The organism is Falsiroseomonas sp. E2-1-a4 (assembly GCF_051433165.1).
In the GTDB taxonomy this organism is placed as follows: Bacteria; Pseudomonadota; Alphaproteobacteria; order Acetobacterales; family Acetobacteraceae; genus Falsiroseomonas.
In genome coordinates this window covers 32,607-46,064 of the sequence record NZ_JBHMFS010000014.1, presented here as the reverse complement: position 1 = coordinate 46,064, position 13,458 = coordinate 32,607, and the positions used below count along the sequence as shown (strand labels likewise).

Genomic DNA, 13,458 nt, shown 5'->3' with positions numbered 1-13,458 from the left:
GCCTGCGCCCTTTTCCGCGCCGGAGGACTCATGAGCGTCTCGCGCTATGCCGCAACCCAGAACGCCGTCGCCTCTCCGCGCGAAATCGAATTGCGCGCCTTCCGCTACGTCAACGGGCTGATGGCGGCGGCGACCGACACACTCACCCGCGCCGTGGCGCTGGAGAAGGCGCATCGGCTGTGGTCGATCCTGATCACCGATCTCGTCTCACCCGGCAACCAACTGCCGGAGGATTTGCGCGGGCGGCTGATCTCGCTCGGCTTCTGGGCGCAGAAGGAAACCGGGCTGCGGCTGGATGATGGTGGCAGCCTGGAGCCACTTATGGCGCTGCATCGCGACATGATCGAAGCGCTGGAGGCGCAGCGCGGCCTTCCCGCCCCGCTGGCCACCGCGGCGCCGCCTTTCGCCGCCCGGGTCGCCTGACATGCTGCCCGGCCTCGGCGCGCTGACCGCTTTGGCCGTCGCCCAGCGCGAGGGGGGCAATCTGCAGGCGCGCTTCGCCGCGCGGCGCGACAATGAAGCGGCGATGACCCGCTTCCGCGAGGCCGCGACTCAGCACGATACGGTGGAATCCTTGCTGAAGGATCGCCGCACCCTTCAGGTGGTGCTGGAGGCGTTTCAGCTTGAGGGTGAGATCGACAAGCGCGGCATCCTCCAGAAAATCCTGACCGAAGACCCCGCAGCGGAGGGCAGCCTGGCCAACCGGCTGACCGACCGGCGCTGGCGCGAACTGGCCCGGGCCTTTGCGGGGCGCGAGGCCTCGACCCAGACGCCCACGCAGATCGCCGCGCTGTCCACCACGGCGGTGGGCGAAATCTCGCTCGCCCGCATGGCCGGGCTGGATGCGGGCCAGGTGCAGGCGCTGACCACGGCACAGGTGCGGGTGCTGGATGCGGCGCAGATCCGCGCCATCGGCAGCAGCGAGATCGCGGCGCTGGATGTGCAGGATGTGGCCGCGCTGGACGTGGCACAGGTTGCGGCGCTGCGGCCTTCGCAGGTTGCGGGGATGCGGACGGATCAGCTTGCCGCCATCGATGCCTCCGCTTTCGCCGGGCTGGGCGTGGCGCAGTTGCGTGCGCTGAACACGACGCAGATCGCGGCGCTGGGCAACGACCAGCTCGCGGCGCTGGGCACGGATCAGCTCGCCGCCTTCTCCGGCAGCCAGGTGCGTGCGCTGAACGAGACGCAGCGCGCGGCGCTGAGCACGACGCAGCTTCGCGCACTCGGCAGCGCCGGCCCGCCCACCGCGGCGCAGGAGGCGGCGGCGGCGGCGCTGGAGGTGCGGAGCCCCTTCGAGGATGGGGCGCTGCTCGACCGGCTGGCAGCCGATGCGATGACCAATCGCTACGAGAAGGCGATGGGCGATGGCAATGCCGGGCTGCGGGAGGCGCTGTACTTCATCCGCAACGCGGAGAAGATCAATACCATCGCGGAGCTGATGACCGACAAGGCGATGACCGCGGTGATGCGCGGCGCGCTGGGCCTGCCCGATAGTTTCGGCGTGCTGGAATTCGAGCAGCAGAAGCGGCTCCTGACGGCGCGGGTCGATCTGGATGCGCTGAAGGATCCGCAGGAGGTGGTCAAGCTGGCGCAGCGCTACCTGGCGCTTGCGGCCCCCTCGCAAACCGCGAGCAACCCGATCCTGTCGCTGTTCAGCGGCCGTGACGGTGCCTCGCTCGATAGCCTGGTCGGTAGCGGTATTTCCCTGCGGGCCTGACGCCGTACATCCGTCCAACAGCAGCCTGGCAGCAAAGGCGCCTCAGCCGCTGACATCGACCTTGGGGTCCGAGGAGGGCAGCGGCGGGTTTGCGATAGGCGTCAATCTCCCGCGGGGTCGGGATGGATTGGCGAAGCTCCCCATCCGGTGCGCGAAACTCCAGCACCACCAGGCTCAGCGACGTGTCGATGCGAAGCTGGCTCGAAGGCGCCGGCGCGGCGGGCGGCGGGCTGGCGGGTGTGCCGGCGGCCGGCGGGCTGGACGTGGGCGGGCTGCGCAGCGACTCGGTCGCAGTGCGCGCCGCCGCGACGGGTTGGGTGGCGCTGAGCATGAAGGGACTCCCACGAAAATATGAGACAACGCCTCATCTAGCGTGACGCTTGTTAAGGAAGCGTGAATCGGAGGGTGCTGGAACCTTCCCCGGCCTAGTTTGACCCCGGCGGCAGGCGGGCCGATGCTGTGGTGCACAAGATGGCGGTACCGTGACGAGCACCTCCTCCCCCTCCCCGCCCCTGTTCGCACATCTGCTGACCGCCCTGGTGGCGACGGGGGGCGGCGCGATCGCTTGGCTGCTAGATATTCCGCTGCCCTGGATGCTGGGCGCCATGGCGGCCACCGGGGCGCTGGCCTGGAATGATCGCGCGGTGGTGGCGGCGCCGGTGCGGCCCATCGCGCTGCTCTGCCTCGGCCTCGGCCTGGGGCAGACCTTCACCACGCCGGTGCTGGCCGCACTCGCCACCGCTCTGCCCTGGCTGCTGGTGGCGGCGGTGGTCAGCATCATCGTCGGCGCGCTGGTGGCGCGCTTCTTCGCCCGCATGGCCGGGACGGATGCGCGCACCGGCTATTTTTCCGCCGTGCCGGGCGGGGTCATCGTCATGGCGGTGCTGGCGCAGCGCTACGGGGTTTCGGTGCCGGCGGTGACGCTGGCGCAGACCATCCGCGTGATGGTGGTGGTGGTAATCTTCCCGCCGCTGATCACCTGGCTCGCCCCGCGCGGCGGCGCCGGCGCCTTCTTCGCCGAGCGGCCGCCGGTGGACCTGGCCGGACTGGCGCTGCTGATTGCGGCGGGGCTGGGCGTGGCGCTGGTGATCCGCATGCTGAACCTGGCGAATCCCTGGATGCTCGGTCCCTGCGCGCTGGTGATCGTGCTCTCGGCCTTCGAAATGCTGCCCTCCGGCGTGCCGCTCTGGATGATCGATGCGGCGCAGGTCGGCATGGGGGCCGGGCTCGGGCAGCGGATGAGCAAGCGCTTCCTGCTGGCCTCCCGCCGCCTGGCGCTGGCCTCGGTGGGATCGACCCTGATTTTGTCGGCGCTGATGGCGGCGCTCGGCATCGGCCTCGGGCTGATCTCCGGCCTGCCGCCGGCAGCTTCCGTGCTGGGCATGGCGCCGGGCGGCATGCCCGAGATGACCATCACCGCCAAGGCGCTGGATCTGGCGGTGCCGCTGGTGCTGGGCTTCCACCTGGTCCGCACCGTGGTGTGCAACCTGCTGGTCGGCCCGGTCTGGAAGGTGGCGGAGCGGCTGGGGCTGGATAAGTAGGGCGGTTCAGCTCGACCGGTAGTTCAGCCGCCGCAGCAGCCACAGCCGGTAGGCCAGCGCGACATCCGGCGGCGGGCACAGCGTGCCGAGCAGCAGCGTCGTCTCGCCCGGCCCGATTCGGCGGGTGCCGGCTTCGGGCGCATCCGGCGCTTCCTCCGGCCAGCTGCGCGCGGCACCGCGCCACAGCGCGACGACATCGGCCGGGGTCAACGCCGGCAGCACCAGCAGCGCCCGGCCGCGCAACGCCGCCGCGGCGGCGCGGGCGGCGGTGAGCAATTCCGGATGCGCCGGGTTCGGCATCAATTCGCCGAGCGCGGGCACGTTCGGCAGGGACAGGTCCCGCGCATTCCCCGCGCCGTCGAAGGCGAAGACCGGGATGAGGCCGAGCTCGGCGGCCCGCGCTTCCGCCATTGTGCCGGACAGCACCAGCCCATCCGCCGCCCCCTGGCCCACCGCAGCCTCCGTCGCCGCATGGCGGCGGGTGCTGTCGGCGGGGGGGCAGAATACCGGCACATTGGCGCGGCCGAGCAGATCCAGCGCCAGCAGCGCCGCCACCTCCGGCGCCGCGGCGGAAGGCACGGCAATTCGCAGCGGCGCGTTCAGCGGCGCGCCCGGGCGCAGCGCCAGCAGGCTGGGCTGCACGCTGCCGCAGATTCCGGGCCAGTGGCGCGGCTCGTACCGGGCCCTGGTGTCGCCCACCAACTGCGCCTGCACCGCGAGTCCGGGCAGCAGCAGCAGCAGCGGTCCGTCGCGCAAGGTTGCGGAGGCGAAGCGGTTGGCGGCGGTGATGCCATCCGGCCCGCCCAGCACCGAAACCCGCAGCGCCGCCGCCCGCACCAGGCCGCGCGCCAGCGCAGCGGCGGCGCGCGTGGCCAGCAGTTCCGCCGTGCCGCCATCCGGCCCCGGCGCCAGAACGGTGGCGGATTCGGGCACCAGGCCGGTGGTTGCGGCACGGCCGGCACGCGGCCATGCCAAGGCCGCGAGCGCCGTGGCCGACAGCAGTCGGCCGGCTGCCCGGCGGGTCGGGCGGAAGTTTCCCATCCCTGCGGCGTCCATTTCGACGCTCACCTAGCCGCCCGATTGGGGCAGAAACGTGGCAATACCGTCGGCCTAGCTGTCGTAGCGCAGCAGCGATTCGAAGGGCACGTCGATGCGTGCGCGACCGCCGAGGAAGGTCAACTCGATCAGCGTGGCCGCGCAGGGCACCTCCGCGCCGGCCTGGCGCAGCAGCGAAATGCCGGCGGCGAGCGTGCCGCCGGTGGCCAGCAGATCATCCAGCACCACCACGCGGCTGCCCTTCTGCACGGCATCCGCCTGCATCTCGATGCGGTCCGTGCCGTATTCCAGCGCGTAGTTGAGACCGATGGTCAGGCCCGGCAGCTTGCGCGGCTTGCGCAGCATGACGAAGCCGAGCCCCAGTTCCAGCGCCAGCGGTGCCGCCACCAGGAAGCCACGGCTTTCGATGCCGGCCAGCATGTCCGGCTTGTGCGGGCGGATCACATCCGCCATCCGCGCCATGGCGGTGCGCCAAGCGGCGCCGTGCCGCAGCAGGGTGGAGATGTCGTAGAACAGGATGCCGGGCTTCGGGAAATCCGGGATGCCGCGGATATGGTCCTTGAGGTCGATGCTGGGATCGACGGCGAGGCGGTCGGGATTGGGATCGGCCATGCTACGGGTCGCGTGCTCCTGCCGCGGCGCGCTGTGCCGGGCCACCCTGCGGGCCGGGCCGCGCTGCCGCGCCGGCGGAAGCTACGCCGGCGCGGGCCGGTGCCGCAACCTTGCCCGCCTGCGGCGCGGAAGACCCGGCCTGCCGGGGGCTTGGCGGATGCGGCAGGCTGGGCCACATGCGGTTCATGTCGCGTACCACACTCGCCCTGCTGGGCGGCCTCCTCGGATTCCTGCTGTATGTGATGGCCGTGGTGGCGCTGGCCGACCACGTGCTGAAGCTGCATTGGCTGGTGCAGCTTGCCTATTTCATCATCGCCGGCATCGCCTGGGCCTGGCCGGCCAAGTGGCTGATGTTCTGGGCGGCGCGCAGCCGGGGGTGAGGCGCCGCGGACCGAGGGTTGTACCAAATCCCGCAGATCGTGACCGATCTGCCCTCAGGCGCCGCGCTTTGCTTGGCTCGCCGCACTTGCGGCGGCGGCCATTCGGCCGCTCGGCCGGCGTCGCCGGCCGCAGGTTCTGAGCAACGGGGTTCGGTATTACATCCCCTGCAGCAGGTCGCGCAGCATCTCGCGGATCAGCTCGATGCGGCCCAGCGCGTCCTTCAGGCTTTCCTGGTCCTGGCGGCTGAGGCGTGCCACCTCGACGCGGTTGCTGGGCCGGATGCCGGCCTCCAGGTCCGCGATCTGCTGCGCCAGCACCAGGCGCAGCAGGAAGCCCTGCACATCGGCCAGCAGTGCCGCATCCGTCTCGCCGCGGCCGGCGCGGGCGGCAGCCTGCACCAGGCGCTCCGGCGTGGACAGCGCCGTCACGCCGTGGCGCAACGCGATGACCCGCGCGCCGGACGTGATGGGTAGCAACGCGCCGGATTTCAGATCCACCCGCCCCGCCTCATCCTTGCGGATCCGCCCGAACATCCCGAGCGGCGCGGCGTGGCTGCCGGCCGCCTCACCCATGGCGCGCAGCAGGGCCGGGGCGCCGCGCGCCGTCTCGGTCGCCGTCTCGCGCAGCGCGGCGGCCAGCGCCGCCCCGTCGCCGGATGAGGCATGGGCCGGCGTGAAATCGTAGAAGATGTCGAGGTTCAGCATCGCCGCCGGCTCCGGCCGCCGCGCCCATTCGGCCAATTGCCCGCGCCATTCAGACAGGCGCCGGCGCCAGGGCCGGTTGCGCGCCATCACGCCGCCCTTGCACAGCGGAATGCCCGCCTGGTCCAGGATGTCGTTCACCCGCAGGGCGAGGCGGGTGAACCAGTCCTCCGCCGAGTCGAGGTCGCCGGCATAGCCATCGGCGATGACCAGCGCATTGTCCTGGTCCGGCGCCAGCAGGCTCTCGCCACGTCCGCCGGAGCCCAGCACCAGAAGTGCGTAGTCGGCGGGCGGCGGGCCGAGTTCGGCTTCCGCCAGTTCTGCTGCGCGGGCGGTCATGGCGCGGGCCTCGGCGGCGATGATGGCGGCCACGGCGCGCGCCTCCAGCCCATCGGCCAGCAGCCCGGCGGCAAGGCCGGGCAGCGCCGCCTGCACGCGGGCCAGCTCGGCGGGGCGCGTCGCGGTGGCGATCTCGTCGCCGACCGTGAGTGTGGCCAGCGCGCGTTCGCGCAGCAGGGTGCGGAGGGTGAAGATGCCCGTCAGTCGTCCGCCCTCCGTCACGCCGAGGTAGCGCAGGTTGCGCCGCGCCATCAGGCCGAGCGCGCGGTAGAGGAAGGTCTCGGCCGGCGCCGCGATGACCGGCCGGCTCATGAATCCACCCACCGGCGCGGTGGCGGCCTCCGCGCCGCATTCCGCCATGGCGCGCAGGATGTCGCGCTCGGTGACCAGGCCGTGCCCCTCCGGCGTTTCCACGAACACGCTGCCGATGCCGCGCGCATGCATGAGCCGGGCTGCCGCATGCACGCTTTCCGTGGCGGCGATGGCGATGATGGGGCTCGACATCACATCAACCAGCCGCTGGCGGTACAGGAAGCTGTCGGTGGCGCGCTGGCCGCCCACGCGCAGTGCCGCGAGTGCGAAGTCGGGCCGGCCGGCGCCGGCGGGGCGGTCGAACCAGCCGGCCTGTTCCTGCCGGGCGATGAGGTCCGTGGCGCGGCGGCTGAGCGTCTCGGCCTCGCCCAGGGTGCGGATACCGGCCGCCTGCAGCCGCGGCAGCAGGGCTGCGTAGATGCGCGCGGTGGCCTGCGCGTCGCCCCAGGCGGTATGCCGGCCCGTGACCACCACGCCAAGGCTGAGCGCCAGGCTGTCCAGCGAGGTGTCCACCAGACCGCGGTCCAGCCCCGCCGCCAGCAGCGCCACATCCAGCACGCGCGGCTCGCGCCAGGCCAGGCCGTGGCGCTGCGCCTCGTGCCGCAGCACCGCCAGGTCGAAATGGATGGAATGGCCCACCACCACCGCCTGCCCGGCATAGGCCAGGAATTCGGGGAGGATGGCGGCCAGGCTGGGCTGCTCCGCGACATCGGCGTCGGCGAGCCCGTGCACGCGGCTGGCGATGGGCGGGATGGGGCGGCCCGGATTCACCAGCCGGTTGAAGGGGGGCGCCTCGGCCAGATCGGCGCCCTGCATCCGTACCGCGCCGATCTGCACGATGCGGTCCTGCCGCACATCGAGGCCGGTGGTCTCGGTGTCCAGCACCACGACCCCCAGCGCGATCAACGGCGTGGCGGGGCCCGTCACCCCGGCGGGACCATGCGGGCGGAAAGCTGGGCGGCGAAGGCCGGCAGGTCCAGCATGCGGCGCAGCTTCGCCTGGTACTCGATGAACCGGAAGGCGACGTTGTTCACGACCATCATCTGGTCGGCCTTGCGCACGCTGTCCTCGATCGGGGCGTGCTGCAACAGGCGCAGCGCGGTGGCGATGGAAATGGCGTCGGGCTTCAGCGGCGTGCGGGACAGGTACACATCAAGGCGCGCGTCGAATTCCACCATCAGGTCGGCCCAGCCGCAATCGGCGCGGTGTTCGGGCAGGGCCTCGCTGTCCAGCACCTCGCGATACAGCGCGGCCAGGCCGCGGGCGCGGGCCTGAGGGTCGGGCGGCAGCAGGTGCCGCAGATCCGATTCCAGGATCAGGATGAGATCCTGCGCGGCAACGCCGAAGCCTTCCCATTTACAGATGGTCAGCGCGTGTCCGAAATCCTGGTCGCTGAATAGGCGCGGGCCAGCCAGCAGGGTGCGGGCGCGCAGATAGGAATAGCTGGCGCCCTGCGCCAGATAGGCCGCGCCGGCGCGAATCGCCTCCACCGCCGCCGGCCAATCGGCGCTGCGGCGGCCGCCGAGGAGTGTGCCGATCCATTCGCGCACGGGGAATTCCAGCATGATATCCTCGGTTTGCCTCCAGGCCGCGCGGCACCATTCGCGGCCACCAAATCCGACCGTCCGGATTTTCCAGATTAGGTTTGACAGTCTTTTACTGGTGCGCAACCATAATTTTGCGCAGCAATCGGTCACCACGCACCGTGCGGAACGAAAAATTCTAACCCCGGTGCAGGCAGAGGATGTTGCGCTGATCGGAACCTGGGGGCGAGTCCACGTGGAGCAGGGCCGGACACGACAGCCATGCTCGTCTTTCCCCTCAACTGGGAATGGGAGGAGCAAATCTTGACAGAAAAGATCGCTGTCGAAGTGGCTGAAGCCCACTGGGCAAAGACCCGCAACCTGATGTGGATCTCGCTCGGCATCTGGGTCGTGTTCAGCTTCTTCATCCACATGTTCGTCACGGTTCTGAACGGCGTTGTCATCGCCGGCTTCCCGCTTGGCTTCTACATGGCCGCGCAGGGCTCCCTGATCGTCTTCGTCATTCAGATTTTCTGGTTCTCACACCGGCAAAATCAGATCGACGAAGAGTTCAACGTCGCCGAAGATTAGGGGGGATCACCGATGGCATTATCCATGAAGGGTGATTTCACCGACAACCTGGGGAAAATCTACGGCATTTATGTCGGTGGGTTCGCCGCCTTCGTGCTGCTCATGGCCATTGCGTCCATGGTCGGCATACCGGACCGCTTCATCCTGTGGGCCTACATGGCCGCGACGATCGGCATCTATGCCTTCATCGGCATCATGTCCCGGACGGCGCAGGTCTCGGAATACTACGTCGCCGGGCGGTCCGTGCCGGCCGTCTACAACGGCATGGCCACCGGCGCGGACTGGATGTCCGGCGCCAGCTTCGTCGGCATGGCCGGCACGCTGTTCGTGCTGGGCTATGACGGGCTGGCCTTCGTGCTGGGCTGGACCGGCGGCTATGTGCTGGTTGCGGTGCTGCTCGCGCCCTACCTCCGCAAGTTCGGCGCCTATACCGTGCCGGACTTCCTGGGCACCCGCTATGGCGGCAACGCGGCGCGCCTGGTCGGCATCGTCGTGCTGTTCGCGTGCTCCTTCACCTACATCACGGCGCAGGTCTATGCGTCCGGCATCATCGCGTCGCAGTTCCTCGGCATTGATTTCCGTTGGGCGGTGTTCGCGGGGCTGGCGGGCATCCTGGTCTGCTCGATGCTGGGCGGCATGAAGGCGGTGACCTGGACGCAGGTGGCGCAGTACATCGTGCTGATCGTGGCCTACCTGCTGCCGGCCATCTGGATGTCTACCGTGCAGTTCGGCATCCCGATCCCGCAGCTGACCTATGGCGGCGCGCTGACGCAGATCGCGGAGTATGAGCGCATCCTGAACGTGGCGCGCACCCATGTGGCCCCGTTCCAGAGCTACAGCCCGCGCGACTTCTTCTTCCTGATCTTCTGCCTGATGGTCGGCACCGCATCGCTGCCGCACATCCTGATGCGCTTCTTCACCACGCCCACCGTGCGTGAGGCGCGTAAGTCGGTCGGCTGGTCGCTGTTCTTCATCTTCCTGCTGTACTTCACGGCGCCCGCCTATGCGGCGTTCTCGAAGTTCAACGTGATGGGGCTGTTCGTCGAGGCCGAGAACTTCCGCCTGGCCTTCACCGCCATCCCGGCCTGGATGCTGGAATGGGGTTCCATCCAGGGGCACCAGCTCGTCACCATCTGCGGGGTGAAGGCGGAGTCGGTGATGGCCATCCAGACGGCGTGCGAGGCGCGCGGCCACGTCGCCGGCTTCCCTTATAGTGAGCTGCGCCTGAACAACGACATGATCGTGCTGTCCACGCCCTCAATCGCGGGCATGCCGATCTGGGTGGTGGGCCTGGTGGGTGCGGGTGGCTTCGCGGCGGCGCTGTCCACGGCCGATGGCTTGCTGCTCGCCATCGCCAATGCCCTCAGCCATGACGTCTACTACAAGATGATCGACCCCAAGGCCGACACGAAGCGCCGGCTGCTGGTGGCGAAAATCCTGCTGGTCATCGTCGCCATCGCGGCGGCGCTGCTGGCGCGAACCCAGCCATCGGACATCCTTTCCATGGTGGCCTGGGCCTTCTCCATCGCCGCGGCGGGGCTGTTCGCGCCGCTGGTGCTGGGGGTCTGGTGGAAACGCACGACCAATCTCGGCGCCATCCTCGGTATGGCGGCGGGCTTCTGCGTGACGATGTTCTATCTCGTCGGCAACGTGTACGGCATGGACATGGCGCCACGCAGCGGCGACGAGATCAGCTGGTTCGGCGTCGCGGCCATCTCCTCGGGCATCTTCGGCGTGCCGGTGGCCTTCATCGTGACCATCGTGGTCTCGTTGATGACACCTCCGCCGAGTCCGGAAATGCAGGACTTCGTGGACCGGCTGCGGTTGCCGAAGGGCGGCAACATGATGGTGCAGACGCACTGACGCGGCTTCGCTGAACGGGTGCGCCAGGCCACTGGCGCACCCGGCTTCCGGCGCGGAGCCTTCCGCGCCGCTGCCCCTTTCTGGAACGGTCTTCCCGATGCAGGCTTCCGCTCTTCGCGGACTTTTCTACGTTGCGCTCGCCTATGTCATGGCGGTGGGCACCTTCCTCCTCGGCGGCGCGCCCCCCATCGTGGCCGTCTACCTCGGCGGCACCTATGCGCTGACCGCCATCACGGCGCTGCTTTTCTCGCGCGGGGTGCTGGAATTCGCCATCGGCGTGGATCGCGACATCGCCTTCTTCGTCGTGCTGCGCCGGATCACGGACCCGTTGCTGGCGCTTGTGTCACCGCTGTCACCGGGCTTCCTGCTGCCCTTCGCCGTCTCGCTCTACGGTGCGTTCCTGTTCTTCTTCCTGAAGCTGTTCCTGTTCGGCGATGGCTTCCTCGGTATTCCGCCGCTGTTCATCCTGCTGTACCTGCTTATTGTATCGCTCATGTAATGGGCGCGTAGCAGGCTGGCGCGGCGCAGAAATCCGCCAGGCCGCAGCAGCGCGGCGATACGCCCCTCGTGCCGTCAGCGGCCGGCCTGGTTCAGCGTGTCGCGTGTCGGCCACGCATGCGGCCCGGCGCGGCCTGGCCGAGCAGCGGAACGGCGTTGGCATTGACATGGGCGATCACCAGGCGTTCCGCACGCCGCGCATCTCGAAGATCTCGGCAAGTTCGGCGGCGTCCTGGCGGGTGACGGTGGCGCCGCGATGAGTGCGCAGGGTGACCAGGCCTTCGGCATTGAGCTGGTTCAGCGCCGCCTGCACAGCATCCGGCTGAAGCCGAGCCGGGCCGCGACAACTTCCGGCCGGATGCGCTTCCCCGGCGCGAGGCGGCCGGACAGGATTTCTTCCCGCAGATGGGCAAGGCAGAGCGCCTGGGCAGATTCGCTTGGCATGGTGCGGCAAGGGTCCCGGCGGCAATGCAGCGGCACCAAGCCGATGCACATTGGTGCCGTCAAGCACGCGCCGGGCCGGCCAGGATGACCCGGTCATCGGGTGGCACCTGCGGCATCAGGTGGATCGCCTCGCGCAGCAGGGAAACGGTGCAGCCCTCCCCTGCCGCCAGGCCGTTGCGCAGCGCCGCGTGCAGCGGCATCGAGAAGCCGAGCGTGCCGCGCGCTTCGTCACCAACATCGAGCGTGATGCGCGCCTCCTCCCCCATCGGCAGCAGGTCCAGCACCCGGGCCGGGACGGGGTTCTCACGCTCCCCGGCGGAGGGCCGGCCGCGGCGATGCAGCACGACGCCGGCGCCCGCCACCAGCCAATCCACCAGGGCGCCGGGCGGATGCTCGGGTGCGGGCGCGACCTCCAGCAGCCGGTCACCCCAGCGCAGGAAGGTGGCCTCGGGCTCATGGCGCTCCACGCGGCCCTGGAACAGGTTGTGCAGGTCGAGCAGTCGCGCGACCTCGGCGCTGGCGGGGCGGGTCAGCAATTCGGCCGGCGTGCCGGTCTGCAGGCCGCGGCCGCGATGCATCACCACCATGCGGTCGGCGAGCGCCAGCGCCTCCTCCAGGTCATGCGTCACGAGCAGGATGGGAATGGCGAGGCTGCGGCGCAGCGCCGCCAGCTCGGCCTGAAGACGCCGGCGGGTGGCGCGATCCACGGCCGAGAAGGGCTCGTCCAGCAACAGGATGGCGGGATCCCGCGCCAGCGCCCGCGCGACGGCCACGCGCTGCTGCTGGCCGCCGGAAAGCTCGGCCGGGCGACGATCCTCGAGGCCCGAGAGATGGACCATCGCGAACAGCTCCCGCACCCGATCCGCGCGCGCCGGCCTGGGCACATGGCCCATCGCCGCCAGCACATTGGCCGCGGCGGTCATGTGCGGAAACAGCGCGTAATCCTGGAAGACCAAGCCAACCGGGCGGCGGTGCGGCGGCAGGTCCTGGCCGGTCGGGGGGTCGAACCAGGTCGCGCCGGCACAGTCGATGCGGCCCTGCTCGGCGCGATGCAGCCCGGCGATGCAGCGCAGCGTGGTGGATTTGCCGGCACCTGAGGGGCCGACCAGGGCGAGCAGTTCCCCCGGCGCGATGCTCAGCGACAGGTCGAGCGGGATCGGGATTTTTGCCGCCAGGCGCAGCCTCAGCCCGGTGCCGGCCGCGTCACGCATCCCGGGCGCGCCGGCCGACGCGGCGGGAGAGGGTGTTGGTCAGGCCCAGCGCCAGGATCGACACGCCCAGCAGCACCGCGGACATGATCGCTGCACCCCGCTCATCGAAGGCCTGCACGCGGTCATAGATGGCGATGGCGATGGTCTGCGTCTCGCCGGGAATTGCGCCGCCCACCATCAGCACCACGCCGAATTCGCCGAGCGTATGGGCGAAGGTCAGCACCGCGGCGGTGGCAATGCCGGGCCAGGCGAGCGGCAGCTCGATACGCAGGAACACGCGCCAGGGCGCCATGCCCGAGGTTGCGCCGGCCTCCCGGATCCGATCGGGGATGGCGGCGAAGCTGTTCTGGATGGGCTGCACCGCGAAGGGCAGGTTCACCAGCACCGAGGCGAAGAGCAGCCCCTCGAAGGAAAACGCCAACCCATGGCCGAACACGGCCTGCCACGCCTGACCGAGCGGCGAGAGATTGCCGAAGGACACCAGCAGGTAGAAGCCGACCACGGTAGGGGGCAGCACCAGCGGCAGGGCCACCGCGGCCTCGACGAAGCCGCGGCCCGCGAAGCGCCGATAGGCCAGGATCCGCCCGAGCCAGATGGCGAAGGGCACCAGCAGCACCAGCGTCCAGAGCGCCAGGACGACCGAGAGGCGGAAGGCTGTCCAGTCCACGC

The 13,458-nt window shown here is 69.9% G+C and carries 16 protein-coding genes; 8 read left to right on the top strand and 8 right to left on the bottom strand.

Annotated elements, in window-relative coordinates:
* Positions 1-30 precede the first annotated feature (30 nt).
* From ACFHNC_RS15870 to ACFHNC_RS15855, 4 genes are all read left to right on the top strand, one after another.
* Positions 31-423: a flagellar biosynthesis regulator FlaF gene (locus tag ACFHNC_RS15870; protein ID WP_437170204.1), complete on the top strand. Its 393-nt coding sequence runs from the start codon at positions 31-33 to the stop codon at positions 421-423.
* Between the two features lies 1 nt (position 424).
* Positions 425-1,717: a DUF1217 domain-containing protein gene (locus ACFHNC_RS15865; RefSeq protein ID WP_437170203.1), complete on the top strand. Its 1,293-nt coding sequence runs from the start codon at positions 425-427 to the stop codon at positions 1,715-1,717.
* Between the two features lie 188 nt (positions 1,718-1,905).
* Positions 1,906-2,094: a hypothetical protein gene (locus ACFHNC_RS15860; protein ID WP_437170202.1), complete on the top strand. Its 189-nt coding sequence runs from the start codon at positions 1,906-1,908 to the stop codon at positions 2,092-2,094.
* Positions 2,095-2,199: 105 nt separating this feature from the next.
* Complete coding sequence (locus ACFHNC_RS15855; protein WP_437170201.1) at positions 2,200-3,258, top strand: AbrB family transcriptional regulator; 1,059 nt, start codon at positions 2,200-2,202, stop codon at positions 3,256-3,258.
* Positions 3,259-3,264: 6 nt separating this feature from the next.
* Here the strand turns inward: ACFHNC_RS15855 and ACFHNC_RS15850 are convergent, their stop codons facing one another.
* Positions 3,265-4,299 (bottom strand): hypothetical protein, encoded by a 1,035-nt coding sequence (locus tag ACFHNC_RS15850; protein ID WP_437170200.1) that lies wholly within the window; start codon positions 4,297-4,299, stop codon positions 3,265-3,267.
* A 69-nt stretch (positions 4,300-4,368) separates the two neighbouring features.
* On the bottom strand, positions 4,369-4,884 hold the full coding sequence (locus ACFHNC_RS15845; RefSeq protein ID WP_437170298.1) for an adenine phosphoribosyltransferase: 516 nt from the start codon (positions 4,882-4,884) through the stop codon (positions 4,369-4,371).
* A 227-nt stretch (positions 4,885-5,111) separates the two neighbouring features.
* On the opposite strand from ACFHNC_RS15845, the gene ACFHNC_RS15840 reads away from it, so the two are divergent.
* The gene (locus tag ACFHNC_RS15840) at positions 5,112-5,306 is read left to right on the top strand and encodes a DUF2842 domain-containing protein (protein ID WP_437170199.1); all 195 of its coding nucleotides are present in this window, start codon (positions 5,112-5,114) and stop codon (positions 5,304-5,306) included.
* A 156-nt stretch (positions 5,307-5,462) separates the two neighbouring features.
* Here ACFHNC_RS15840 and ACFHNC_RS15835 read toward each other — a convergent pair whose 3' ends face one another.
* Positions 5,463-7,586, bottom strand: coding sequence for a DUF294 nucleotidyltransferase-like domain-containing protein (locus tag ACFHNC_RS15835; RefSeq protein ID WP_437170198.1), 2,124 nt, complete (start codon positions 7,584-7,586; stop codon positions 5,463-5,465).
* Complete coding sequence (locus tag ACFHNC_RS15830) at positions 7,583-8,224, bottom strand: hypothetical protein (RefSeq protein WP_437170197.1); 642 nt, start codon at positions 8,222-8,224, stop codon at positions 7,583-7,585. Before ACFHNC_RS15830 ends, ACFHNC_RS15835 begins: the two co-directional genes overlap by 4 nt.
* 240 nt (positions 8,225-8,464) lie before the next feature.
* Here ACFHNC_RS15830 and ACFHNC_RS15825 point away from each other — a divergent pair, with 240 nt between their 5' ends.
* The 3 genes from ACFHNC_RS15825 (at position 8,465) to ACFHNC_RS15815 (ending at position 11,135) form a co-directional block, all read left to right on the top strand.
* Positions 8,465-8,773 carry a DUF4212 domain-containing protein gene (locus ACFHNC_RS15825; RefSeq protein ID WP_437170196.1) on the top strand — a complete coding sequence of 103 codons (309 nt, stop codon included), beginning with the start codon at positions 8,465-8,467 and terminating at the stop codon, positions 8,771-8,773.
* 12 nt (positions 8,774-8,785) lie between these two features.
* Positions 8,786-10,636, top strand: coding sequence for a sodium:solute symporter family protein (locus ACFHNC_RS15820; protein WP_437170195.1), 1,851 nt, complete (start codon positions 8,786-8,788; stop codon positions 10,634-10,636).
* A 97-nt stretch (positions 10,637-10,733) separates the two neighbouring features.
* Positions 10,734-11,135 carry a hypothetical protein gene (locus ACFHNC_RS15815; protein WP_437170194.1) on the top strand — a complete coding sequence of 134 codons (402 nt, stop codon included), beginning with the start codon at positions 10,734-10,736 and terminating at the stop codon, positions 11,133-11,135.
* A gap of 174 nt (positions 11,136-11,309) precedes the next feature.
* On the opposite strand, the gene ACFHNC_RS15810 is transcribed toward ACFHNC_RS15815, so the two are convergent.
* The 4 genes from ACFHNC_RS15810 to modB are packed head-to-tail and all read right to left on the bottom strand — an operon-like array spanning position 11,310 to position 13,456.
* Entirely contained in the window at positions 11,310-11,447 is a 138-nt protein-coding gene (locus ACFHNC_RS15810) for a hypothetical protein (RefSeq protein WP_437170193.1), read from the bottom strand.
* On the bottom strand, positions 11,432-11,578 hold the full coding sequence (locus ACFHNC_RS15805; RefSeq protein ID WP_437170192.1) for a hypothetical protein: 147 nt from the start codon (positions 11,576-11,578) through the stop codon (positions 11,432-11,434). The genes ACFHNC_RS15810 and ACFHNC_RS15805 overlap by 16 nt, the downstream gene beginning before the upstream one ends.
* Positions 11,579-11,637: 59 nt before the next feature.
* A complete protein-coding gene (locus tag ACFHNC_RS15800) occupies positions 11,638-12,789 on the bottom strand; it encodes an ABC transporter ATP-binding protein (RefSeq protein WP_437170191.1) in 1,152 nt (383 codons plus the stop codon).
* Entirely contained in the window at positions 12,782-13,456 is a 675-nt protein-coding gene (gene modB / locus ACFHNC_RS15795; RefSeq protein WP_437170190.1) for a molybdate ABC transporter permease subunit, read from the bottom strand. Before modB ends, ACFHNC_RS15800 begins: the two co-directional genes overlap by 8 nt.
* Between the last annotated feature and the right edge of the window lie 2 nt (positions 13,457-13,458).